At 64.1% G+C, this 25,057-nt stretch carries 20 protein-coding genes; 14 read left to right on the top strand and 6 right to left on the bottom strand.

The features are described from left to right. Positions 1-142: 142 nt before the first annotated feature. From proS to IC66_RS0119420, 3 genes are all read left to right on the top strand, one after another. Positions 143-1,462: a proline--tRNA ligase gene (proS, locus tag IC66_RS0119430; RefSeq protein ID WP_028141493.1), complete on the top strand. Its 1,320-nt coding sequence runs from the start codon at positions 143-145 to the stop codon at positions 1,460-1,462. Positions 1,463-1,550: 88 nt separating this feature from the next. Continuing rightward, positions 1,551-2,831, top strand: a complete 1,281-nt coding sequence (locus IC66_RS0119425; protein WP_018320183.1) for a lipoprotein-releasing ABC transporter permease subunit — start codon at positions 1,551-1,553, stop codon at positions 2,829-2,831. A gap of 7 nt (positions 2,832-2,838) precedes the next feature. After that, positions 2,839-3,543 carry an ABC transporter ATP-binding protein gene (locus IC66_RS0119420; RefSeq protein WP_018320184.1) on the top strand — a complete coding sequence of 235 codons (705 nt, stop codon included), beginning with the start codon at positions 2,839-2,841 and terminating at the stop codon, positions 3,541-3,543. Between the two features lie 94 nt (positions 3,544-3,637). Here IC66_RS0119420 and IC66_RS0119415 read toward each other — a convergent pair whose 3' ends face one another. Continuing rightward, complete coding sequence (locus tag IC66_RS0119415) at positions 3,638-4,717, bottom strand: zinc-binding dehydrogenase (protein ID WP_038948708.1); 1,080 nt, start codon at positions 4,715-4,717, stop codon at positions 3,638-3,640. A gap of 110 nt (positions 4,718-4,827) precedes the next feature. Here IC66_RS0119415 and IC66_RS0119410 point away from each other — a divergent pair, with 110 nt between their 5' ends. Beyond that, entirely contained in the window at positions 4,828-5,607 is a 780-nt protein-coding gene (locus IC66_RS0119410; RefSeq protein WP_038948707.1) for a helix-turn-helix transcriptional regulator, read from the top strand. 47 nt (positions 5,608-5,654) lie between these two features. Here IC66_RS0119410 and IC66_RS0119405 read toward each other — a convergent pair whose 3' ends face one another. Beyond that, complete coding sequence (locus IC66_RS0119405; RefSeq protein WP_038971457.1) at positions 5,655-6,950, bottom strand: hypothetical protein; 1,296 nt, start codon at positions 6,948-6,950, stop codon at positions 5,655-5,657. 401 nt (positions 6,951-7,351) lie between these two features. Between IC66_RS0119405 and IC66_RS0119400 the strand changes: the two genes are divergently transcribed. Next, complete coding sequence (locus tag IC66_RS0119400) at positions 7,352-10,501, top strand: GAF domain-containing protein (RefSeq protein WP_038948705.1); 3,150 nt, start codon at positions 7,352-7,354, stop codon at positions 10,499-10,501. Between the two features lie 211 nt (positions 10,502-10,712). On the opposite strand, the gene IC66_RS0119395 is transcribed toward IC66_RS0119400, so the two are convergent. Then, positions 10,713-11,696: a LysR substrate-binding domain-containing protein gene (locus tag IC66_RS0119395; RefSeq protein ID WP_240536372.1), complete on the bottom strand. Its 984-nt coding sequence runs from the start codon at positions 11,694-11,696 to the stop codon at positions 10,713-10,715. 32 nt (positions 11,697-11,728) lie between these two features. On the opposite strand from IC66_RS0119395, the gene IC66_RS0119390 reads away from it, so the two are divergent. The 3 genes from IC66_RS0119390 to map all read left to right on the top strand — a co-directional run bounded on the left by IC66_RS0119390 (position 11,729) and on the right by map (position 14,940). Next, entirely contained in the window at positions 11,729-13,105 is a 1,377-nt protein-coding gene (locus tag IC66_RS0119390; protein WP_038948703.1) for an FAD-binding oxidoreductase, read from the top strand. Positions 13,106-13,167: 62 nt separating this feature from the next. Next, complete coding sequence (locus tag IC66_RS0119385) at positions 13,168-14,067, top strand: GNAT family N-acetyltransferase (RefSeq protein ID WP_038948701.1); 900 nt, start codon at positions 13,168-13,170, stop codon at positions 14,065-14,067. Between the two features lie 123 nt (positions 14,068-14,190). After that, entirely contained in the window at positions 14,191-14,940 is a 750-nt protein-coding gene (gene map, locus IC66_RS0119380) for a type I methionyl aminopeptidase (protein WP_038948700.1), read from the top strand. On the opposite strand, the gene pdxR is transcribed toward map, so the two are convergent. Further along, the gene (gene pdxR / locus IC66_RS0119375) at positions 14,937-16,370 is read right to left on the bottom strand and encodes a MocR-like pyridoxine biosynthesis transcription factor PdxR (protein WP_038948699.1); all 1,434 of its coding nucleotides are present in this window, start codon (positions 16,368-16,370) and stop codon (positions 14,937-14,939) included. The two genes, map and pdxR, sit on opposite strands and share 4 nt — an antisense overlap. 108 nt (positions 16,371-16,478) lie before the next feature. On the opposite strand from pdxR, the gene IC66_RS0119370 reads away from it, so the two are divergent. Both IC66_RS0119370 and IC66_RS0119365 read left to right on the top strand, forming a co-directional pair. Beyond that, a complete protein-coding gene (locus IC66_RS0119370) occupies positions 16,479-16,940 on the top strand; it encodes a carboxymuconolactone decarboxylase family protein (RefSeq protein ID WP_028141504.1) in 462 nt (153 codons plus the stop codon). Between the two features lie 44 nt (positions 16,941-16,984). Further along, a complete protein-coding gene (locus IC66_RS0119365) occupies positions 16,985-17,623 on the top strand; it encodes an HD domain-containing protein (RefSeq protein WP_028141505.1) in 639 nt (212 codons plus the stop codon). A gap of 59 nt (positions 17,624-17,682) precedes the next feature. Here the strand turns inward: IC66_RS0119365 and IC66_RS0119360 are convergent, their stop codons facing one another. Beyond that, the gene (locus IC66_RS0119360; RefSeq protein ID WP_028141506.1) at positions 17,683-17,949 is read right to left on the bottom strand and encodes a DUF3551 domain-containing protein; all 267 of its coding nucleotides are present in this window, start codon (positions 17,947-17,949) and stop codon (positions 17,683-17,685) included. A gap of 1 nt (position 17,950) precedes the next feature. After that, positions 17,951-18,268, bottom strand: a complete 318-nt coding sequence (locus IC66_RS0119355) for a DUF3551 domain-containing protein (RefSeq protein WP_028141507.1) — start codon at positions 18,266-18,268, stop codon at positions 17,951-17,953. Positions 18,269-18,521: 253 nt separating this feature from the next. Between IC66_RS0119355 and IC66_RS0119350 the strand changes: the two genes are divergently transcribed. From IC66_RS0119350 to IC66_RS0119330, 4 genes are all read left to right on the top strand, one after another. Then, positions 18,522-19,247: an outer membrane protein gene (locus tag IC66_RS0119350; RefSeq protein ID WP_038948698.1), complete on the top strand. Its 726-nt coding sequence runs from the start codon at positions 18,522-18,524 to the stop codon at positions 19,245-19,247. Between the two features lie 487 nt (positions 19,248-19,734). Continuing rightward, entirely contained in the window at positions 19,735-23,238 is a 3,504-nt protein-coding gene (dnaE, locus tag IC66_RS0119340) for a DNA polymerase III subunit alpha (RefSeq protein WP_038948697.1), read from the top strand. A 130-nt stretch (positions 23,239-23,368) separates the two neighbouring features. Beyond that, entirely contained in the window at positions 23,369-24,112 is a 744-nt protein-coding gene (locus IC66_RS0119335; RefSeq protein WP_038948696.1) for a carbonic anhydrase, read from the top strand. A gap of 317 nt (positions 24,113-24,429) precedes the next feature. Beyond that, on the top strand, positions 24,430-25,057 hold a 628-nt coding region (locus tag IC66_RS0119330; RefSeq protein ID WP_162131335.1), incomplete at its 3' end, for a caspase family protein.

Genomic DNA, 25,057 nt, shown 5'->3' with positions numbered 1-25,057 from the left:
CGCAGCTTGGGCCGAACCTGAAGTCCGACGGAAAAATGACAGGAATTCCGTTGCGTTAGCGGCTTTTCCTCATTCCCGGTCTTGTGTTTTCGCTCTCAATCCGGTTTCACTGCAACCCATCACTGATTCCCAGAGTATTACCATGCGGTTGTCGCGGTTCTTTCTGCCCATCCTGAAGGAAAATCCGAAAGAGGCTGAGATCGTCTCGCATCGGCTGATGCTGCGCGCCGGCATGATCCGGCAGGAGGCCGCCGGTATCTATGCCTGGCTGCCGCTTGGCTTCCGCGTGTTGAAGAAGATCGAGCAGATCGTGCGCGAGGAGCAGGACCGGTCGGGCGCGCTGGAGCTGTTGATGCCGACGCTCCAGCTTGCCGACCTCTGGCGCGAGAGCGGCCGCTATGACGCCTATGGTCCGGAGATGCTCCGCATCGCCGACCGCCACAAGCGCGAGCTGCTGTACGGGCCGACCAACGAGGAAATGATCACCGAGATCTTCCGCGCCTATGTGAAGTCCTACAAGAACCTCCCGCTGAATCTCTATCATATTCAATGGAAATTCCGCGACGAGCAACGTCCGCGTTTCGGCGTGATGCGCGGCCGCGAGTTCCTGATGAAGGACGCCTATTCGTTCGACCTCAACGAAGCGGCCGCGCGCGTCGCCTACAACAAGATGTTCGTGGCGTATTTGCGCACCTTTGCGCGGATGGGGCTGAAGGCGATCCCGATGCGCGCGGAGACTGGCCCGATCGGCGGCGACCTCAGCCACGAGTTCATCGTGCTGGCCGAAACCGGGGAATCCGGCGTTTTCATCAATCGCGACGTGCTCGACCTGCCGGTGCCGGGCGAGGACGTCGACTACGACAGCGACCTGACGCCGATCATCAAGCAATGGACCTCGGTCTACGCCGCCACGGAGGACGTCCACGACGCCGCGCGGTTCGAGCAGGAAGTGCCGGCGGACAAGCGGGTGAACACCCGCGGCATCGAGGTTGGGCAGATCTTCTATTTCGGCACCAAATATTCCGACGCGATGAAGGCCCTGGTGGCGGGCCCCGACGGCGTCGACGTGCCGATCCATGGCGGTTCCTATGGCGTCGGCGTCTCGCGCCTGCTCGGCGCGATCATCGAAGCCTGCCATGACGATGCCGGCATCAAATGGCCGGAGGCCGTCGCGCCGTTCCGCGTGTCGATCCTCAATCTCAAGCAGGGTGATGCGGCGGTCGATGCGGCCTGCGAGAAGCTTTATGCCGAGCTCACGGCCAAGGGCGTCGACGTGCTCTATGACGACACCGACCAGCGCGCCGGAGCCAAATTCGCCGCCGCCGACCTGATCGGTATCCCCTGGCAGATCATGATCGGGCCGAAGGGGCTCGCCGACGGCAAGGTCGAGATCAAGCGGCGCAGTGACGGCTCCCGCGAGACTATGTCGCCAGCGGACGCGGTCGCAAGACTTGTGGGCTGATAAGCCTGGTCGGCTGAATATTGTTCATCGCGATATCGCGGCCGCCAATCCGGCCACAATTGACCCCGAATCATGGGATTATCGAGCGATGGATGAGACCATGACCGAGACCGTGCAAACCGCGCCTTTTGCGCCATTCGAGTGGATGCTGTCGGCGCGCTATTTGCGGGCGCGCCGCAAGGAGGGATTCATCTCGGTCATCGCCGGGTTCTCCTTCCTCGGCATCATGCTGGGTGTGGCGACGCTGATCATCGTCATGGCCGTGATGAACGGCTTCCGCAAAGAGCTGCTCGACAAGATCCTGGGGCTGAACGGGCACATCCTGGTGCAGCCGCTGGAATCGCCGCTGACCGACTGGAAAGACGTCGCCGACCGCCTCAGCCAGGTCAAAGGCATCCGGCTCGCCGCGCCCGTGGTGGACGGCCAGGCGCTGGCGTCCTCACCCTGGAACGCCTCGGGCGTGCTGGTGCGCGGCATCCGCTCCGACGACCTCAACAACCTCACCTCGATCGCCAAGAACATCAAGCAGGGCTCGCTCGAGGGCTTTGACGACGGGCAGGGTGTCGCGATCGGACGGCGCCTCGCCGACCAGCTGTCGCTGCATGCCGGCGACAGCATCACGCTGGTGGCGCCGAAGGGCGCGGTCACGCCGATGGGCACGACACCGCGCATCAAGCCGTACAAGATCGTCGCCGTGTTCGAGATCGGCATGTCCGAATACGATCTCGGCTTCGTGTTCATGCCGCTCGCGGAAGCGCAGGCCTATTTCAATCGCAGCAACGACGTCACCTCGATCGAGGTGTTCACCACCAATCCCGATCAGATCGTCGCCTTCCGCCAGGCCGTGACGGAGGCTGCGGGCAGGCCGGTGTTCCTGGTGGATTGGCGGCAGCGCAATTCGACCTTCTTCAACGCGCTCCAGGTCGAGCGCAACGTGATGTTCCTGATCCTGACCATGATCGTGCTGGTCGCGGCTCTGAACATCGTCTCAGGCCTGATCATGCTGGTGAAGGACAAGGGCAGCGACATCGCGATCCTGCGCACGATGGGCGCCTCGCAGGGCTCGATCATGCGCATCTTCCTGATCACGGGCGCCTCGATCGGCGTGGTCGGCACGCTGGTCGGCTTTGTCGTCGGCCTCGTGATCTGCCTCAACATCGAATCCATCCGGCAATTCCTGTCCTGGCTGACCAGCACCGAGCTGTTCTCGCCAGAACTCTATTTCCTTTCGAAACTGCCCGCCGAGATCGACGTCGGCGAGACCACGGCCGTCGTCATCATGGCGCTGACGCTGTCGTTCCTGGCGACGCTGTATCCGTCGTGGCGCGCCGCGCGCCTCGATCCTGTCGAAGCGCTGCGGTACGAGTGAGGGGTTGATGGAGCAGCAGCAGGGGGCGGAAGACGTACCGGTCATTTATCTCCACGAGATAAAGCGGCAGTACTTGCAGGGCGAGGTGCCGCTGACGATCCTGGACGGCGCCAAGCTCGCGCTGTGGGCCGGGCAGTCTGTCGCGCTGGTGGCGCCGTCGGGCTCGGGCAAATCGACGCTGCTGCACATCGCGGGGCTGTTGGAAGCACCCGATTCCGGCGAGGTCTATGTCTCGGGCGCGCCGACCTCGCAGCTGCCCGACATCGAGCGCACCCAGCTGCGCCGCACCGATATCGGCTTCGTCTACCAGTCGCACCGGCTATTACCGGAGTTCTCGGCGCTGGAGAATGTGATGATGCCGCAGATGATCCGCGGCCTGAAGAAGTCCGAGAGCGTCAAGCGCGCCAAGGAGATCCTCGGCTATCTCGGTCTCGGCGACCGCATCACCCATCGCCCGGCCGAGCTGTCCGGCGGCGAGCAGCAGCGCGTCGCGATCGCGCGCGCGGTGGCCAACGCGCCGCGGGTGCTGTTCGCGGACGAGCCGACCGGCAACCTCGATCCGCACACGGCCGATCACGTGTTCCAGGCGCTGATGCAGCTGGTCAAGGCGACCAAGGTTTCGATGCTGATCGCGACCCACAACATGGAGCTCGCCGGCCGCATGGACCGGCGGGTGTCGCTGTCGAACGGCCAGGTGGTCGAGCTCGAGTAGAAAATCGCGAAAACAACCCCATGCACAGTAGCCAAGTGCTTGGGCCGACTGACGAAAAAATCGATGACGACGGGCACGCCGTCGTCTGAATTTTTCAAGGCCGGATCACCGTCATTTTGAACGGCCCGCCATTGGCGGCGGCGTGCGCCACCGCCTCGTTGGCATGGTCGAGGTCGAAGGCCGTCGTCTCGTATTCCTCCAGCCTGAGCAGACCCGCACGCACCAGCGCGATCAGACGGCTCGCGGCATCCGGCGGGTACATCCAGACGCCGTGGATGCTGATGCAGTTGCGCATGATCCAGGGGTAGGGCAGCTCGAGGCCCGCGCCGCCGGCCATGCCGACGCCGCCCATCAGTACGACGCGCCCATAGGGGCGCACCGTCATGATCGCTGCACGCACGACGTCGGTGCTCACGGAGGGCGGCATGATGTCGAACGCGCAATCGATCGGGCCGGGCGCTGCGCGCTTCATCGCCTCGCGGTCGTGATCTTCATTGCCAGTAAGCTTGACCGGTTGCACGCGGCTGCCGAAGCGTCGGACGAGGTCGGCGAGGATTTTCTCGTTGCGGCCGGGCGCGACCACGCTGGCTGCGCCCATCGCCAACGCAACCGAGACGGCGGCGCTGCCGAAATTGCCGGTAGCCCCGCTCACCAGCACGGTCTCGCCCGCTCTAAGGTTCGCAGCGAGGAAGCCGCCGTAAGGCACTAGCAGCGTGCCCAGCGCGCACCATTGCGTCGCGTCCTCGGGCGTGATCGCACCGAGCCGCTTCACGTTCTCGGTCGGCACCCTCATTTGTTCGGCAAAGGAGCCGTGGCGAAAATGCTGTTGCAGCCGCATGCCGCCGGGCCCGGCAGCGGTGAGCCCTTGCAGAGCGATATCGGGCGCAACGGTGTCGTCGCGCGAGCGCACCGTCGGGTCGCAGAACACCCAGTCGCCCACGCTGAGCTTGGTGGCATCCGGGCCGACCGCGCGCACCCGGCCGATGCCGCCGGGACCGGGGATAACAGGCAGATCGAGCGCGTAGTTGCGTGTCCCGTCAAAAACCTCGTTCATGTACGACAGGACGCGCGTGGCGACGATGTCGACAACGACTTCGCCGGTACCGAGGGTCGGCTTCGGAACGTCCTCGATCACCAGCGGCGATCCAAGGGATTTGAGTACGGCAGCTTTCATGGATGTTCACCTCAAAGTCGCGGTGAATCCCATATGCGCCGCCTTGGAGGGGCCAAGAAGGCCTGGTATTATCCTAGTATTCCAAAGACCCTCCATGTGGGAGCGACATCATGGCCGATCCGCGCCGCGTTGAATTCGGCGACTTCCTGAGGTCTCGCCGCGAAAAGCTGTCGCCGAAGACGGTTGGTCTTCCGGTCGGCCGGCGCCGGCGCACCGCGGGGCTACGCCGCGAGGAGGTCGCGCAGCTCGCCGGCATCGGCGTCGACTGGTACATCCGCCTCGAACAGGGCCGCACCGTCAGCCCGTCGGTGACCACCGTCGATGCGCTGGCCCGCGCACTCCGCCTCAGCAAGACCGAGCATGCGCATTTGAAGGCGCTGGCGCGCGACGGCGCCAGGGGGGCGTTCACGCGCGAGACCGTGCCGCCGCCCATTCGGCGGATGATCGAGAGCCTGCACCAGCCGGCCTATATCACGGGGCGCCGCTGGGATGTGCTGGCCTGGAACGCGGCGGCCGAGGAGGTCTTTGCCTTCGGTCAGTTGCCCGAGCAGGATCGCAACACGCTGCTGCTGGTGATGACCAACAAGCAGACGCGAAAATTCTACGGCGCGAGCTGGACCGACGTCGCCAGGAGCATGGTCGCGATGTTCCGCGCCAATCACGACGTCTGGGCCGGCGATCCCGCTTTCACGGAGTTGCTGACGCGGCTGCGCCAGGGCAGTCCGGAGTTCGTCAAATGGTGGGAAGCCCACGACATCCGCAACACCGCCTCAGGCCTCAAGACCATGAACCATCCGACCAGGGGCGTGCTCCGGTTCGAGCACACCAGCTTCCAGGCCAACGACGATCCCGCGCTGAAGCTCGTGATCTACACGCGGGTCGAGGGCTGAGGGAGGGGGCAGGCTTCAGCTCTTGAAGACTGTTGCAAGCCTGCGCGCTACGGCGCAGGCGTTGCGCTGACGTTCGGCAGGGTACCACCTGCTTTCCATGGACTGTCCGTCCAGGGTGTCGGCTGCAGAGAATTCGCCGGCCAGGGTTTTGCCGGGCCCGTCGCCACTGAAGTGCGCGACGTCCCGAGTTGCGTCCACACCGACGCCAAGCCGGTCGTGTCGATGTTGAAGCTTGTGACGTCAGCCCGTCCCTCTGGTTCCGGCGTGGTTTCCCGGACCTGCAGGGAGTGCGAGGCCAGCACCGCCTTGACCATGTCCGGGTCGACGGCGCCGTTCCAGACCTCGTACTTCCCGAACCGCACCGGAGGCCCTCCCGCTTGCTTGCTCATGTCGGCGCTGGCCGCGATCAGGATCGTTTTCTTGCCGGCGGCCGATGCGTCGATCTCACCCGCGAACATCAGCGGCACGCGCTTCTTGTTTTCGCAATACAGGCGCCATTCCATGGTCCGGAACGAGGCATCGTTCTCCTTCTTCACCGCGGCGATCTTGCTGATGAACGGTCGCGCTCCCTTTTCCAGCCGCCACATCGTCTCGGCCAGCGGTCGCGTGTCGATCCCGAACCGGTAGAGTTCGGGCCGCGTCAGCACGTGCAGGTTTTCGAATTTCACGGTGCTGATCAGTGCATCGAGCTCGCGGCTGATTCCCATCGCCGCAATGAACGCGGCGCGGTCGCGGTCGGCACCGGCGATCCGGCGCCGCCGCGCTTCGGCGACCACTTCCGGAGGCGGATTGCCTTGAAACCGGAGGATGAGCCTGGAGTTATGGACCGCCAGCGCGGCATCGGGCGCAACCTCGCGAGAGGTCGCTCCGAGAAACAGGTAACCGCAGGCCGAGTTGCACATCGCATGATAGGTGCTGAGTTCGGCCTCGACCTCGCCGTTCCCGTTCTTGATCTTCTGGCATGCGGCGTCGATCTGCGTGCCCGCGGCGCACGCCGTCGCGATCGTCCGGCCAACCCGGGCGATCGCCTTGCGGCTGCGCAGCAGCCGGGCGATCACATAGGACTGCTCAACGTTTCCGCCGGGCGAATGGAGGTAGATCGGGCGCTGCAGGTCCTTGACGCCGGCGAGGAAGCGGCGAATGCGGGACGCTGCGTCTTGATCGATCTGGCCCTCGATCGCGATCCAGCGGTCGCAGCCCGGCCCGCACGCGTCGGGCGCGCCTTTGGCAAGATAGATCGTCAGCCTGGAGGCAAAGCCGGGTTTCTCGGCCGGGGTCCCTTCGGCACGCAATGCGCCGGGAAGCGACAGCAAGGCCAGCAGAAGCAGGGCACGGACGAGCATGAATTGTGAGACCACGAGGTGCATCCTGATGCTGACGCTATACGACCAAGGGTGCGTCCACAACTTGCGGTGGCGCGGGCAGTCGCGTTTATTTTCTGCCGACACCTGCAGATGGCCGCGTGCGGGGACACGCAACTTTGACGCCGGCAGCGTGTCCATCGGCCCAGGCGCTCACGCTGTTGCGGCGAGGCGGTCGAGGTCGCGGCAGCATGCGCTAACTAAGCACTGACGTCGTGATTTGCTCGAGCCCGCGCATGGCACAGGCCGGGCCGGAACCTTGATGCCTTCATGAAGTTATCAGAACGCGCGGGTGCCACTCTCCCGCTGGCATCGTCGTCGGCCTGAAGCGGATGCCGCAAGAAACGCTATTCGGTGACGAGCCAAGTGTCAGGGGAGGTCAGATGACATCGACGGCCGGGGAGAACTCGACCGATCGCAATGCCGTCCTGGCTGCACTTGGCGATTACATCCGAGAGATCGCCAACCCCGACGATCTCGCTTATGCCGCGGCAGAGCTGCTCGGCCGCAGCCTCAAGGTCAGCCGGGCAGGCTACGGCACGGTCGACACGTCGGCCGAGACCATTACCATCGCCCGTGACTGGAACGCGCCGGGCATTTTGAGCCTGGCGGGGGTGCTGCACTTCCGCGACTATGGCAACTACATCGAAGATTTGAAGCGCGGCGAGACGGTCATCTGTGCCGATGCGGAGAAGGATCCTCGCGTTGGCGACCGCGCGCGCGCGCTCGAAGCGATATCCGCTCGCGCGCTTGTCAACATGCCGATCTCCGAGCCCGACGGAGTCGTCGCGCTGCTCTACCTCAACAACGCAACCCCGCGGGTCTGGAGCTCCGAGGAGCTCGAGCTCATCCACGATGTCGCCGAGCGCACGCGAACCGCCGTCGAACGTCGACGCGCCGAGGCGGCGGTGCGGGAGAACGAGATCCGTCTGCTCTTCCTTGACGCTCTCAACAAGGAGACGGCCAGGACCCGCGATGCCGACGGCGTGATGGCAGTGACGACGAGAATGGTCGGAGAGCACCTCGGCGTCTCGAACTGCGCTTATGCCGACATGGATCCCGATCAAGACGGCTTCACCATCCGCGGGGATTGGGCGGCTCCTGGTGCGATGCATATCCTTGGCCACTACAGCCTGGCCGACTTCGGTGAGAAGGCGGTGCGAGAGCTCAGTGCTGGCAGGCCTCTCGTCATCAATGACAATTTGAAGGAGATCGCGCCGGAGGAGGCGGCCACCTTTCAGAACATCGGAATAGGTTCGACGATCTGCATGCCCTTGGTCAAGGAAGGGCAGCTCACGGCCTTGATGGCCATTCATCACCGCGGCCCGCATCGGTGGACGGCGCGCGAGCTCGCGTTGCTCACGGAGGTCACCGAGAGATCGTGGGCCCACATCGAGCGGGTTCGTTCGGAACAGGCGGCGCGAGAAGCTGCCGAACGCCTGAGTCTTGCGAACAGGGCGGCTGGTATAGGCATCTGGGACTATAATCCGGTGACCGACGTTCTTGGATGGGACAACCGCTGCAAGGAGGTGTTCGGTTTGTCGCCGGACGCCGAAGTGAGCTACGAAGGGGCGTTCCTGAAGGGTCTCCATCCAGACGACAGGCAGCGGGCACACGAGGCCGTCTCCGCAGCCCTGACGCCGGATTGCCCGAAAAGCTACAACATTGAATTCCGAACCATCGGCATCGAGGATGGTGTCGAACGCTGGATCGCGGCGACCGGGCAGGCGATCTTTTCCAATAGGCAGGCCGTCCGGTTCATCGGGACGGTTCTGGATATTTCCGCGCAAAAGAAGACCGAACGCCAGCTTCGAATACTGAATGATACGGGGGCGTCGGTCGCCCGCGAACGCGACCTCGAGAAGATCGTGCAGATCGTTACAGATGCCGGCGTGGAGCTGACGGGCGCCCAGTTCGGAGCCTTCTTCTACAACGTTCTGGCGCCGGACGGCGGCAGCTACATGCTGTATTCGCTGTCCGGAGCGCCGCGATCCGCCTTCGAGAAGTTTCCTATGCCGCGCAACACCGCGGTGTTCGAGCCCACGTTCAAGGGTACGGGCGTGGTGAGGTCTGACGACATCCTGCAGGACCCGCGCTATGGCAGGAACGGGCCGCGTAAAGGCATGCCGGAGGGACATCTTCCAGTCCGATCCTACCTCGCGGTCCCCGTCATCTCGCGCACGAGCGAAGTCCTCGGCGGACTCTTCTTCGGCCATGCAGAGACGGGTAAATTCCAGGCAGAGCACGAAGCCGCCTTGCTCGGGATTGCCGGCCACGCCGCCACGGCTATCGACAACGCTCGGCTCCTGACCCGGCTCGAGGCGCTCAATGCCGAACTGGAGCAACGTGTCGCCGACGAGATTGCCGAACGCATGAAAGCCGAAGAGCAGTTGCGCCAATCCCAGAAGATGGAGGCCGTGGGTCAACTGACCGGAGGGATCGCCCACGACTTCAACAACATGCTGGCCGTGATCCTCGGCAGCTTGAATCTCGCCAAACGACGGCTCGGCAAGGGAGAGGTCAACATTGACCGCTTCATCGAGGGGGCAATCGACGGCGCAAATCGCGCTGCCACTTTGACGCAGAGGCTGCTGGCGTTCTCGCGCCAGCAGCCTCTGGCGCCTGAAGTCGTGGACATCAACAAGATGATCGGGGGGATGAGCGAACTGCTCGAACGCTCGCTCGGAGAACTTATCCGCCTCGAGGCAGTCCTGGCGGCCGGTCTTTGGCGCGTCAAGGCAGATCCGGCCCAGCTGGAAAGCGCCGTGATCAATCTTGCGGTCAATGCGCGCGATGCCATGCCGAAGGGCGGGCGGCTGACGATAGAAACCAGCAACGCCTCGATCGATCGGAAATTTGCCCGTGAATATGCTCTGTCGCCCGGACAATATGTTCTCATTGCCGTGACGGATAACGGCACCGGAATTCCGCCCGACGTGCTGGGAAAGGTGTTCGATCCGTTTTTTACGACCAAGGTCGTGGGTAAGGGCACCGGCCTCGGCCTCAGTCAGGTCTACGGCTTCGTGCGGCAGTCGGGCGGCCACGTCAAAGTCTACTCGGAAGTCGACGTTGGCACGACGGTGAAGATCTATCTTCCACGCTTCGCCGGCGACGAGGGAGTATCGACCCCATCGCAAGGAGTGACGCATCCCGGCGCAAGCCTTCAGGGTGAGACCATTCTCGTCGTCGAGGACGACGAGCGGGTCCGCAGCATCTCATCCGAAAGCCTGCGGGAGCTTGGTTATACGGTCATCGAGGCCGCGAGCGCCAAGGAGGCGATCAGGATGATCGAAAACGGTCTCGTCCCGGATCTGCTGTTTACCGACGTCGTCATGCCCGACATGACCGGCGCTGAACTTGCGGGCGAACTGTCGAAACGATACCCGGATTTGAAGGTGCTGTTCACCACCGGCTACACGCGCAACGCAATTGTTCACAACGGCATGCTCGATGCCGGCAAGCATCTGCTGTCCAAACCCTTTGCGATCGAAGATCTGGCCGCGAAAGTCCGTGCCTTGCTGGACGAAATTTGATCGTCTATTCGGTCCGGCAAATCCAGCCGGTCCAGCCGACGGGTATCCATTCAAGCCCTGATGCTCCCGTTTGCAGCCGACTGGCGAAACCGTCGGCCTGCATGCGGCACGGTGGCCCCGGATTCCTCGAATGGCGAGGGCCGCACGAGATCCGAAACACGCATCGGTCTCAACATCATGACTTGGCCGATGTTCGACACCAAGAAACGGATCAAGGGTCTGATCGCAGCCACTCCGAAAAGGCTCGGATGGTTCTTGCGCGCGGATGGCCTGCCTTACTGACCACATGGAAGCCGTAGCCAGGCAAGCTCAACTTGAACGCCTTCACGAGCGTACCGGCGGCGAGGTCGTGTGCCGTGAGCACATCACTGAACACTCCTATTCCTTGTCCTGCGATCACCGCCTCGATGGCGTGCAATTCCTCGCGGAAACTCAGATGCTGCATGTCCTTGAACGGGGGGACGTCACGCCATCTGCGCTGAGCCGCGGCGAGCCATCGCTGCCAGGTGGGCGGCTCACGATCGGCCGGCGACCAATAAGAGTGGATCAGGACGTGATTTGCGAGGTCGACCGGTCGCATCAAGCGCCCCGTTGCAAGCAGGCGCGGACTGCAGACGGCCCAGAATGTATCGGTGAAGAGATCTTCGACGATGCCGTCTGTCGGCCGTACTCGGCTGGTCGCGTAGCGAATGGCGACGTCGCCGTCTCCGGCCTGCAGGTCGAGCACGGTGTCAGTGCCGATGACCTCCAGCGGCACGTCGGGATGCAACTTGCGCCACAGGGGTAGGCGGGGCACGAGCCAGCGGCTGGCGAATGCGTTGGTCGTCGTCACCCGGAGAGGCTGTTGGGCGCCTTCCTGCATGACGCTCGCAATGGCGGCGGCAAACGCCTCGAGCCCGCCGCGTATGGCGGGGAAGAGCCGCGCTCCGGCATCGGTCAGCGAGAGTGGCCGTGGTCTGCGGCGGAACAGAGCGCGACCGCAATATTGCTCGAGCAACCCGATCTGGTGGCTGATCGCCGTTGGCGTCACGCCGAGTTCTGCCGCAGCCTTCTTGAAGCTCAGATGGCGGGCGGCGGCTTCAAAAGCGCGAAGCTCGATCAGGGGCGGGAGCTTGTGCATGTCGGCCAGTCTAGGTGAAATCAGTTCATCGTCACCTGAATTCTTCGGATTTGCGCTGAGATGGTGCGCGGCCAAGGATATGGCGGGTCAAGCTGAGGAGATCGGGTATGTCGTCCATCGCATCTGTCGCCAGCGCTGCCGCCGATCTTGGCGCCTCCTTCGGAGGACAACTGCTCAAACCGGCGGACGAGGGCTATGAGGAGGCGCGAAAGGTCCATAACGGGCTGGTCGACAAGCGGCCGGCATTGATCGCCAGGTGCCGCAGCGTGGCCGACGTCGTCGACGCCGTCGCTCTTGCGACCAGGCTCGGCCTCGAGGTCGCCGTTCGCGGCGGTGGCCACAATGTAGCAGGACGCGCAACCATCGACGGCGGGATCATGATCGACCTCTCGCCCATGAAGGGCGTCCGGGTCGATCCGGTCGGCAAGACCGTCTGGGCGCAGGGCGGGGCCACCTGGGGCGAGCTCAATCGCGAAACGCAACTTCACGGACTTGCGGTCACCGGCGGCGTGGTCTCGACCACCGGGATTGCCGGCCTGACCCTCGGCGGAGGACTGGGCTGGCTGATGGGCAAGTACGGTCTGGCACTGGACAATCTGCGGGCCGTCGAACTCGTCACCGCCGATGGCAGGGTTTTGCGCGCCAGCAGGCAAGAGGAGCCCGATCTGTTCTGGGCTCTCCGCGGCGGCGGCGGAAACTTCGGGATCGCCACCAGTCTCGAATACGATCTTCATACGGTCGGGCCGATCATCACCGGCGGCCCGATCGTCCATCCCATCGAACGCTCCCGCGAGGTGCTCGAATTCTTCCGGACCAGCACGCGGTCGCTCGCGGACGAGCACATGCTGTTCGCATCCCTGACGCATGCGCCAGACGGCTCCGGCACGGAGGTCGCGGTCCTGGTCACCAGTCACTGCGGACCGCTGGCGGATGCCGAACGAGCGGTGCGGCCGCTGAAACAGTTCGGGACTCCGATCCTGGATGCAGTCGGGCCGATTCCCTATTGCGACCTCAACCGCATGCTCGACGCCAACTATCCGAAAGGCGCCTTCAACTATTGGAAATCGAACTTCCTCGCGGAGCTCAGTGATGGCGCGATTGCGACCATGATCGAATGCTTCGCGCGCTGCCCGACTCCCATGGGGCAGTTTCTGGTTGAACACGTCCACGGCGCGGCGGCCCGCGTCGATGCCGTGGATACGGCATTTCCGCATCGGCAGGAGGGCTATAATTTCCTGATTCTCGCGCAGTGGATGCAGGCCAGCGATACCAGCCGCTGCATGTCCTGGGCGCGCGACACCTACGAAAGGATGCGGCCCTTCTTCGCCTCCGGCCGCTATGTCAATTATCTCGATGATGACGAGACGGGCGATCCTGTCGCGGCCGCCTATGGACCGAACTACCGGCGACTGCAGCGGATCAAGGCGAAATACGACCCGACCAACTTCTTCCGCATGAACCAGAACATCCGGCCCCTGGCCTGATTGCCGGCTGAGGATTTCGTCGCTCCCATGGGCCGTGTTGATCTCTTCGGGAGGATTCGAGAATGGCTGTCGTGTGCCGGCCCGCTTGTAGCGACGATTTGGCGAGAGCCGACGAGATCGTGGTCGCCAGCATCAACGAACTCACGGAACGGCGGGGGTTCGGCAAGATGGCATCCTCTCGCCCGCACCATTTTCAGGCCTTCTCGCTTGCGGATGATCCCGAAGGTCTATGGGTTGCCGATGACGACGGAGACATTGTCGGCTTCGCGTGGAGTTGGGTGTGTGGCGAGCTTTGGTTCTTGGCGCAGTTGTTCGTGGCGCCTGATCGCCAGAGCGACGGCATTGGCAATCAATTGCTCGGGAAGTCATTCGCTCACGCGGCAACGCGCGGAGCATCCGTCAAGGCGTTGATTACCTTCACCTTCAACAACGTGTCTCAAGGCCTCTACATCCGTCACGGACTATTCCCGCGCTGTCCGATCTACATGGTCAGCGCGCCTCGTGACCGCCTGGCGTCACGGTTGGCTGAGCCGCTGCTGCGTCTTGAACCTCTTGCCGCCGCGACGGCCCGGTTCGAGGACCTGGTGCCCATTGATATCAGCGCTCTCGGCGTTTCCAGAGCGAAGCATCACCGATATCTCCTGGGCGACAGCACGACGAACGGGTTCACCATTCACGCCGGCCGCGAGTGCGTCGGGTACGTCTACGTTTCGGATGGACACATTGGTCCGCTCGCGGTCCGCCGGCAGGATCTGGTTGGCCCCGCCCTTGCGGCTGCGCTGTCGCTCGCGGCACGGGGCGGTGTTCCAACCATCTCGGCCTTCGTGCCGGGTACGAGCGAGCCGGCGCTCAAAGTGGCGACCGACCACGGCATGCATCTGACGCTCCCGATGCTGCTGATGTCCAATCGGCAGTTCGGAGATTGGGTTAGTTACCTCCCGCGTAATCCGGGTTTCATGTAGATCTTGCGATCCCGCGTTGGCGGAACGCTGACTAGGCCGCGCGAACGATTCTGGCGTACACGCTGCGTTTGCAAGCCGACCTCGCAGGGGCTATGTCCGGGCCTCCCGGACAAGAGCCCTGACATGACAATCTCCGATGACAACGACCTGACGCGCCTGAAAGAGATCGGTCGCATCGTCGCCAATACGCTGGAGGCGATGGGCAAGGCGATTGAGCCGGGCATGAGCACCTCCGAGCTCGACCAGATCGGGCGAAAGCTCCTGGAGGCCGCCGGCGCGCGTTCGGCCCCGGAGCTGGCCTATGATTTTCCCGGGGCGACCTGCATCAGCGTGAACGAGGAGATCGCTCACGGCATTCCGGGCGAACGGCGGATCGCGCGCGGCGACCTCGTGAACATCGACGTGTCAGCCGAGAAGAATGGCTTCTTCGCCGATACGGGTGCTTCCTTCGCCGTTCCCCCCGTAAACCGCGCGATCGAACGTCTTTGCCGGGACGGCCGGCGGGCGATGTGGACCGGCCTGCAGCAGGTCGGCGCCGGCAAACCGATTGCCGGGATCGGCCAGGCGATCGGGACCTTTGCGCGGAAGAAAGGCTACAGCCTGGTCAGGAATCTGGCCAGTCACGGCGTCGGCCTGTCGCTCCATGAGGAGCCGACGGAGATTGCAACCTGGCCCGATCGCTCCGAACGCCGCATCATGAACGATGGCCTCGTGTTCACCGTCGAGCCGTTCCTCTCCATGGGTGCCGAATGGGCGGAGAATGGCGACGACCCATGGACGCTCTACAGCAGCCCCGAGGCGCCGACCGTTCAATACGAGCACACCGTGATCGCCACCCGCAACGGACCCTTGATCGTGACGCTGGCGGGTTAAGCTGCCGACGCCGGAGTCGGATCACGTAGGCGGTCGATGATCTGAAGGAGCCGGTCGCAGGACGCCTCGATCCTTTTGAGTGGAGACGTCGCGACGCCTAGCAACAGTCCCGGGCGCGCCGAAGCCTTCGAGGCATACCAGAGCGAGAGCGGCGTGGGCGCAAGTCCGAACGATGCAGCTTGCCTGGCGATGGCAAGATCAGGCGCTCCGTCCGGCAAGCGCAGGACCGCGGCCAGTCCTGCAATCGCAACGTTCGTGGTGCGCGTTCGAAGCTGCTTCAGCAGTGCATCGCCTTGCGCGGTGTAGGCGCGCTTGGTGCGCCGCAGATGCCGCAGATAATGGCCCTCGCGGATGAAGTCTGCCGTGGCGAGCTGCACCGCGGGGCCGGGTGCCGGCGCGAGGCACGCTGCGGTCTCGGCGAATCGCGACGCCAGAGCGGCCGGTGCAACGACAAAGCCGAGCCGTAGGGCAGGGGTTACGGTCTTGCTGAAGGAGCCAATGTGAATGACGCGGCCGGCGCGATCGAGCGAGGCGAGCGCCGGCGTGGCCCGGCCCTTGAGCTGAAGTTCGCTGAGATAGTCGTCCTCGATCACCCAGGCGTTGTTTTGGTTCGCCCAGTCGAGCAGGCGCGATCGACGTGCCAGTGACAGCGTGGATCCGAGCGGCGCCTGCTGCCCCGGTGTCACGACAACCAGCGCGGCGTCGGGCGCTTGTTGCAGGCCGTCATCGACATCGATCCCATCTGCGTCAACCGTGATTGGCACGATCGACAGGCCCGCAAGTTCGAGGCCGTGCCGGGTGAAGGGAAAGCCGGGATCCTCCATCCAGACTTTCTTCCTTTGCCCGAGGTCGAGGACACGGAGCGCCAGGCCGAGGCCGCCGCTGAAGCCGCTGGTGATGATGATCTGGGACGGTGCGCATTCGATCCCGCGCGCCAGCGCAAGGTAGGCCGCGATCTCGCGTCGCAAGTCCAGTTCGCCGCGCGGGTCGGGGTAGATCGCAGGTGCGCTCATCTCGACGCGAACCGCCCGTGCGCGCATTCGCGCGAGCAGCGTCGCAGGAAAGGTCTCCTGCGAAGGAACGCCCATCTGGAAGATCGCCGGCCCCGCCGTGAGCTCCTGGTACATCTCCATGAACGAGCCGGGGTCCGGCGCCTTGTCGCGCCGCACGGGAATGGACGGTCGGTCGGCGACATGCGTGCCTGTCGCGCGGGCCGCGATGATCAGTTGGGCCGATGAGAGCTTTTCATAGGCTGAGCGCACGGTGCCGCGCGCGACGCCAAGCTGGGCCGCCAAATCCTGCCATGAGGGCAGGCGCGCGCCCGGGGCGAGCACGCCGCGCTCGATGGCGGCCCTGATCCCCCTGTGGATTTGCTCCGCCAGCGGCGTCTTCGCCGACCGGTCGAGCTTCAGCCGCAGCGATCTGGTCATGATCCTTGGTACACGATTTCCCCGCGTTCTTGGTCCTTTTTTATAGACCACGGCAGGGGCATCTGAGGGAGGAAAGAGGGGCTCCCTCGATCATCAAGGAGAAAGCGGATGAGTGAACGCCTCAACTACAACCACATTGCACCGGCAGGCGCGAAGGCACTGGGCGGCGTCTATGGCTACGTCATGCAGAGTGGGCTTCCCGCGACGCTGGTGACCCTCGCTTACCTGCGCGTCTCACAGATCAACAACTGCGCCTACTGCCTCGACATGCACACGCGGGATCTGCTGAAGAGCGGTGTGAAGGTCGAAAAGCTCGCGCTGCTGCAGGCTTGGGCCGAGGCCGGCGATCTCTTCGACGACCGCGAGCGCGCGGCCCTCGCCTGGGCCGAGACTGTCACCCGCGTCGCCGAGACCAACGTGCCCGATGAAGCCTATCAAGCCGCCCGCAAGGTCTTCAGCGAGCGCGAGCTTGTCGATCTCACGATCGCAATCAGCCTGATGAATGCGTACAATCGCATGTCGATCAGCTTCCGAAATACTCCGCAGGCCGCGCTCGAGAAGGCGGCCTGACGGATCGCGCGGCATCAGTCGAAATGCAAAGTAGGAGCTTGAAGATGATGAGCGTGATTTCCAGCGTCAAAATCCCCGACAGCAAGCTGGCGCGCGAGGCGGCTGAACTGGTGCGCAGCCACGAAGACGACATGCTTTTCAACCATTCCGTCCGAGTCTACGTCTTCGGTGCCATGAAGGGGCTGCGTCAGCAGCTGAAATTCGATCCCGAACTTCTTTACGTCGCGGCGTTGTTTCACGATCTAGGCCTCGTCGACCATTACCACACGCAGACAAAGCGATTTGAGGTTGACGGAGCCGACGCTGCGCGTGAGTTCCTGCGGGCGCGCGGCATCGCCGAGCCGCAAGCCGATCTGGTGTGGGAGGCAATCGCGCTGCACACCACGCCCGGCATTCCGCAATTCATGCGGCCGGAAATCGCGCTCACCAACGCGGGTGTCCTGGTGGACGTCGTGGGCATTGGGTATGACGACTACACGCCGGAGCAGCGCGACCAGGTGATCTCGGCGTTTCCGCGCGGCGACTTCAAGAACGAGTTCCTGAAGGTGCAGACCTGCTCGGCGCTGAAGAAGCCGCAGACGACGTTCGGGACGGTCAATTTCGACTACATCGAGGATCACGATCCCAGCTTCCGCAAGCCGAATGCGTGCACGCGCATCCGCAGCACGCCCTGGCAGAGCTGAGCCGATGACGGCATTCGCCGCACGCCTACGCCGCCCTATCTCCGGCGGAAACTGAACGGTTAGGATCCGGGGCGAGGCGGCGCGCTCGAGCGGCGAGGGCGCGTTGGTTTCTTCAGCGGAAAATACGGGTTCACCACGCAACTCGCCGAGCGTCCGACGGCGAGATATCGGCACTGCTCGAGCGAGCCGTAGCGGCAGTCGAAATAGCCGACGGGGCCGTAGATCTGCATGCACACGGGATAGCTCGGATCGTAGGTCTGCGCGGGTGCAGATCCGCCCGCGAGAAGCAGGCCGATCACGACCAGTGCGAGGCGAGCCCGGCGCATCTCAGCGCAGGAAGTAGCCTGGTGAATAGCCCGGCGTCTGCGCGCGCGGACGATTCTGGTAGGCGTAGGGGTCGTCGCTCTGCCCGACGAAATACGGATTGGCGATGCAGGTCAGCGCGCGTCCCGATGCGCTTGCCTGACACTGCGCGTAGGTGTCGAACCTGCAATTGCTCAGGCCCGGCCATTCATCGCCGGTGAGGCAGAATGGATGATGCGTTCCGAACGCGCGTGCGGGTGTTGATGTGCTCGACACGAGTGCAAATGTGGCGGTAGCGAGCGAAAGTGTGGCGACAATGGGGAGGACAATTCGTCTGCGCATCTTCAATTCTCCATCACGCGAATGTGCGCGCGACGTTGTTACGCGCGCATGCAATTTATCTCGTGTCGCCGACAATGGAACTACAGAAAACACTTATTTCAAAGGGTTTCCAGAACGCGCTGATAAATCTTCATTAATGAAGCGGGGGCCTTTGGAGCGAACTGTTGCGTCGAGGTTACAGCAATTCCGTCGATCACTGTTATGACCACGCTGCGGCCAGGGGGCCTAACGACGAAACTGGAACGGGACTCAAATGAAGAAGAATTTGTTGCTTGCCGCTGTGAGCCTTGTCGCGCTGAGCGCGACTGCGCCGGCGCTGGCTGCCGACCTCGCAGCTCGGCCGTACACCAAGGCGCCGCCGGCGGCGATCGCCGCGGTCTATGACTGGAGCGGCTTCTACATCGGCATCAACGGCGGCGGCGGTTCGTCGCACTCGACCTGGGATTTCGTCGGCGGCGGCCGCGAAGGTTCGCATGATGCGACCGGCGGCACGGTCGGTGGTCAGATCGGCTATCGCTTTCAGTCCGGCCAGTGGGTGTTCGGCGTGGAAGGTCAGGGCAACTGGGCCGACTTCTCGGGCGACAATGTCAGCGCGCTGTTCGCAACTCGCAACCGCTCGAAGATCGACTCGTTCGGTCTGATCACCGGTCAGGTCGGCTACGCCTGGAACAACGTCCTGCTCTACGTCAAGGGCGGTGCGGCTGTGGTCGGCGTCAAGTACGACGTTTCCAGCACGGTCTCGGGCGCGCTGCTGTCCTCGAACGACCAGACCCGGTGGGGTGGTACGGTCGGTGCCGGCCTCGAGTACGGTTTTGCGCCGAACTGGTCGGTTGGCGTCGAGTACAACCACATCTTCCTGTCGGACAAGGACGTCACCTTCGCCGGCCTCGCGGGTACCGACCGCATCAAGCAGGACGTCGACATGGGTCTCGTCCGCCTGAACTACAAGTTCGGCGGCCCGATGATTGGCCGTTACTGAGACTGATCGTTCTTCGTTGAGCGGTCCTCGAAAGCCCCGGCCTTGGCCGGGGCTTTTTTATTGCGTGAATTCAGCGAGTTAACCATTGCTCCTGGAGGTCGTCCGCCATGCTTGACTCTTGAGAACGAAATGAGAACAATGTTCTTCATACGTTCCAACAAGGGAGCAAGCCATGTTCAGGGTTTTCGTGGAAGAGGCCGCCGCACTGGCGTCGATCACGCTGTTCGTCGGGATGATCGCGATCTGGGCGCAGGTCATACCGCAGCTCTAGGGGCAGCGGTTTTGTAAACCGCAGCTCCCCTTTACCGGTGCCCCCTTGGGGAAAAGCAGGACGACGCGGCCAATTGGCCGCTCCGGCGTAGACTCTGAAGCTGCGACACCTCACCATTGCGAGGCGAGTCGGCAAACGAAGGCAAACGGCGAGTGCATGATGCCTTGAGGAGCCGGCGACCGCTCCATTCCATCTGCAAGAGGCCGTCACGCGACCATGCCGAGCGCCGGATTTGTCCACCTTCACGTTCACTCGGCCTATTCGCTGCTCAAGAGCTCGATCAAGATCGCCAAGCTCGCCGAGCTTGCCAAGAAGGACCATCAGCCGGCGCTGGCGCTGACCGACACCGACAATCTGTTCGGTGCGCTGGAGTTTTCCGACAAGATGGCGGGCTCCGGCATCCAGCCGATCGTCGGCTGCGAGCTGGCGATCGATTTCGGCGACCAGGATCCGAATGCGCGCAACGCGATGGGGCCGTCGCGCGTGGTGCTGCTGGCCGCGCAGGAGCGCGGCTATCGCAGCCTGATGCGGCTCAACTCGCGCGCCTTCCTCGAATCGCCGGATAGCCATGCTCCGTTCGTCAAATTCGACTGGTTCGAGGGCGAGACCGAGGGGCTGATCGCGCTGACGGGCGGACCTGACGGGCCGATCTCGCTGGCGCTGGCCGGCGGTCATGCCGAGCTCGCCGCCTTGCGCTGCGAGCGTCTGGCCGGCCTGTTCGGCGACCGCCTCTACATCGAATTGCAGCGCCACAACACCGAGAAGGAGCGGCGCGTCGAAAGCGGCCTGATCGACCTCGCCTACGCCAAGGGACTGCCGCTGGTTGCGACCAACGAGCCGTATTTCGCCGCGACCGACGATTACGAAGCGCATGACGCGCTGCTGTGCATCGCTGGCGGGCGGCTGATCGCCGAGACCGAGCGCGAGCAGCTCACGCCGGATCATCGCTTCAAGACGCGCGCCGAGATGGCGGTGCTGTTCGCCGACATTCCGGAGGCGCTGGCCTCGACGGTGGAGATCGCCGAGCGCTGCTCGTTCCGCCCGATGACGCGCAAGCCGATCCTGCCGTTCTTCACCGTCGGTGCCGCGCAGAGCTCGGACGCCGCCGCGGTCGAGGCGGCGGAACTGAAGCGCCAGGCGGAGGAGGGGCTCGTCAATCGCCTGCGGGTCCACGGCCTGTCGCAGGGCATGACGGACGAGGATTACAGCAAGCGCCTGGCGTTCGAGCTCGACGTCATCATGCGCATGAAATACGCGGGCTACTTCCTGATCGTGTCCGACTTCATCAAATGGGCGAAGGGCCAGGGCATTCCGGTTGGGCCGGGCCGCGGCTCCGGCGCAGGCTCGCTGGTGGCGTGGGCGCTCACCATCACCGATCTCGATCCGATCAAGTTCGGCCTGCTGTTCGAGCGCTTCCTCAATCCCGAACGCGTCTCGATGCCGGACTTCGACATCGACTTCTGCCAGGACCGCCGCGGCGAGGTGATCAGTTACGTGCAGCAGCGCTACGGCCGCGATCAGGTGGCGCAGATCATCACCTTCGGAACGCTGCAGGCGCGCGGCGTGCTGCGCGACGTCGGCCGCGTGCTGCAGATGCCCTATGGCCAGGTCGACAAGCTGACCAAGCTGGTGCCGCAGAATCCCGCCGCGCCCGTCACGCTCGCGGCCGCGATCGAGAGCGAGCCGAAGCTCCAGGCGTTCCGTGATGAAGATCCGGTGGTGGCACGCGCCTTCGACATCGCCCAGCGCCTGGAAGGCCTGACCCGCCACGCCTCGACCCACGCCGCCGGCATCGTGATCGGTGATCGCCCCCTGAGCGAGCTCGTGCCGCTCTACCGCGATCCCAAATCCGACATGCCGGTGACCCAGTTCAACATGAAATGGGTCGAGCCCGCGGGCCTCGTCAAGTTCGACTTCCTCGGCCTGAAGACGCTGACCGTGCTTGATGTCGCCTGCAAGCTGCTCAAGCCGCGCGACATCCACGTCGATCTCGCCACGCTGCCGATCGACGATGCCGAGAGCTACCAGATGCTGGCGCGCGGCGAGGTGGTCGGCGTGTTCCAGGTTGAAAGCCAGGGCATGCGGCGCGCGCTGGTCGACATGCGCCCCGACCGTTTCGAGGACATCATCGCGCTGGTGGCGCTGTATCGCCCGGGTCCGATGGCGAACATCCCGACCTATTGCGCGCGCAAGCACGGCGACGAGGAGCCGGAATATCTGCATCCCGTGCTGGAGCCGATCCTGAAAGAGACGTTCGGCGTCATCATCTACCAGGAACAGGTGATGCAGATCGCGCAGGTGATGTCGGGCTATTCGCTCGGCGACGCCGACCTCTTGCGCCGCGCCATGGGCAAGAAGATCCGCGCCGAGATGGACAAGCAGCGCGACATCTTCGTCGCCGGCGCGGTGAAGAACGGCGTGCCGAAGGCGCAGGCCGAGACCATCTTCGAGCTGCTGGCCAAGTTCGCCGACTACGGCTTCAACAAGAGCCACGCGGCGGCCTATGCGCTGGTGTCCTATCACACCGCCTACATGAAGGCGCATTATCCGGTGGAGTTCATCGCGGCGTCGATGACGCTCGATCTGAACAACACCGACAAGCTCTCCGAATTCCGCGCCGAGGCGCAGCGCCTCGGTATCAAGGTCGAGCCGCCGAACATCAACCGTTCCGGCGCGACCTTTGAGGTCGGCGACAAGGTCATCTACTACGCGCTCGCAGCGCTGAAGGGCGTCGGCATCCAGGCGATCGAGCAGATCATCGAGGAACGGGCCAAGCGCGGGCTGTTCACCTCGCTCGCCGACTTCGCCGCGCGGGTCAATCCGCGCGCGATCAACAAGCGCATCATCGAAAGTCTCGCCGCCGCCGGCGCCTTCGACACGCTGGAGCCGAACCGCGCCCGCGTCTTCGCCGGCGCGGACTCGATCCTCGCCGCCTGCCAGCGCGCGCATCAGGCCGAGACCATCGGCCAGAACGACATGTTCGGCATGTCGGCGGATGCGCCGACCATCATGCTGCCGCAGATCGAGCCGTGGCTGCCGGCCGAAAAGCTCCGCCGCGAATACGATGCCGTCGGCTTCTTCCTGTCGGGCCATCCGCTCGACGATTACGCCACCGTGCTGAAGCGGCTGCGGGTGCAGAGCTGGGCCGAGTTTTCGCGCGCGGTGAAGACCGGTGCCACCGCCGGCAAGGTCGCAGCCACCGTGGTCTCGCGCATGGAGCGGCGCACCAAGACCGGCAACAAGATGGGCATCATGGGGCTCTCCGATCCCACGGGCCACTTCGAGGCGGTGCTGTTCTCCGAAGGCCTCGCGCAATATCGCGACGTGCTGGAGCCGGGCGCTGCCGTGCTGCTGCAGCTCGGCGCCGAGCTGCAGGGCGAGGACGTTCGCGCCCGCGTGCTGCATGCCGAGCCGCTGGATGATGCCGCCGCCAAGACGCAGAAGGGCCTGCGCATCTTCCTGCGCGACACCAAGCCGCTGGACTCGATCGCCAAGCGTTTGGCCGGGGCCGACATGGCCGCCTCGAACGGCGCCTCGCCGAAAGTCGGCAGTCCGGGCATCGCACCGCGCTCGAATGGCGACGGTGAGGTCTCACTGGTAATGATGCTCGACCTCGAGACCGAGGTGGAGATGAAGCTGCCCGGCCGCTTCAAGGTCTCGCCGCAGATCGCCGGCGCGATCAAGGCGGTCGCGGGCGTGGTAGACGTGCAACAGCTCTGACATTGCGGGCCCCGCCGCAAACCAAAGCTTAACTATTTGGCCCGCGCCCGGTTTCGAAGTCGCTCGCGCGCAGCTATCAGTTGTTGTCACGAGAATCGCGTTGGGCGGGAAGCCAGGAAGAACAACAACCATGTGCGACAAATGCTCTGAAAATCTGCTTCAATCGACCGCTCCTTCGCGGCGCTCCATGATGCTCTTTGCCGCTTCGGCGCTCGGAGTGGCAGCGTTTGGCGGGACCGCGTCGGCCAAGGAGGCGAAGGCGCCGCCCAAACCTCAGAACGTGCTGTCGCCCGATGCGGCGCTCAAGAAGCTGATGGAGGGCAATGCGCGCTACGTGTCGGGTGTGTCGCGCCGCCACGACTTCACGCATGAGCGCGAAGCGCTGGTCGGCGGTCAGAATCCCTACGCGGCTGTTTTGAGCTGCGCCGATTCGCGCATCGCGCCCGAATATGCCTTCGACAGCGGGCGCGGCGATCTGTTCGTGTGCCGTGTCGCCGGAAACTTTGCCGGCGACGAGACCGTCGCGAGCATGGAATATACCGTCGCCGTGCTGGGCACGCCCCTCATCCTGGTGCTCGGCCATGACAATTGCGGCGCGGTCGATGCGACCATCAAGTCGCTGAAGGACGACAAGCCGCTGCCGGGACACATCCCCACGCTGGTCTCCGCGATCGCACCTTCGGTGAAGACGGCGGCCGGGCAGAGCGGTAACGCGCTCGACAACGCCATTCGCCAGAACGTCATCGACAATGTTGCCAAGCTGAAATCCGCCGCCCCGCTTCTCAACGCAGCGGTCGAACAGGGCAAGCTCAAGGTGGTCGGCGGTATCTATCGGTTGCGCACAGGGGCCGTCGAGTTGATCGCGCAGGGCTAAAGCCCAGCTTCGGGAACACCGGAGCCAGGCGGTCGGCCCCCGTCGGGCAAGAGGCCGGCCGCCATACAGCCGTCTGTGGGATCCGCGCAAGGGTCGATCTGATCGCGCAGGGCAGGGACTTGAAGGAGCCTTGCGAAGTTTCTAGGCTCGCGGCCTTGAGGCTGGCGTGAGCTGATTTGCAGCTGACCTGAAGCTGACGCCAGCAGCCGCGTGGCCACGCCACCGCCTCAATCCGAGCTTTTCGTTCAACCGCCGTTCAGCCGGCTGCGCGCCTCATGCGTGGTGGCACCTCAACTACAGTAGCGGGCAAGCAAGCCATGCGTGGGACGTTTCGAGTCGTCATTTGCCTTCTCCTGCCGATCGTGGCCCTTGCCGCCGGCGCGCCGGGAGCAGCAAACGCGCAGCAGCAGGAGAAGCGCATCGCACTCGTGGTCGGCAACGGCGCCTATGCCAAGTCGCCGCTGGCAACGACCGCGAACGACGCCGGCCTGATCGCGCAGACGCTGCAGGCAGCCGGCTTCGACGTCGTCGGTGCGCGCGATCTCGACGGCGATACGCTGCGCAAGAGCTTTCGCGACTTCATCCAGAAGGCCCAGGCCTCGGGGCCGGGCACCGTCGCGATGATCTATCTTTCCGGCTACGGCGTGCAGCTGGCCGGCGAGAACTATTTCATCCCGGTCGATTCCAACATCACCCGCGACACCGACGTTCCGACCGAGGCGTTGCGGATCAGTGATTATGTGCGCCAGCTCGCCTCGATCCCGCTCAAGGCCAACATCGTCGTGCTCGACGCGGCCCGCGCGCAGCCCTTCATCGAGGGCGGCCAGCCGATCGCGAGCGGTCTGGCGCTGGTCGAGCCCGAGCCGAACATGCTGATCGCGTTCAACGCCGCGCCCGGCACGGTCGCGCCGGAGGAGGCGGGGCCTTACGGCATCTACGCCCAGT

It is taken from the genome of Bradyrhizobium genomosp. III, assembly GCF_000261705.1.
In the GTDB taxonomy this organism is placed as follows: domain Bacteria; phylum Pseudomonadota; class Alphaproteobacteria; order Rhizobiales; family Xanthobacteraceae; genus Bradyrhizobium; species Bradyrhizobium ottawaense.
This window is presented reverse-complemented; position numbering and strand designations above follow the sequence as displayed.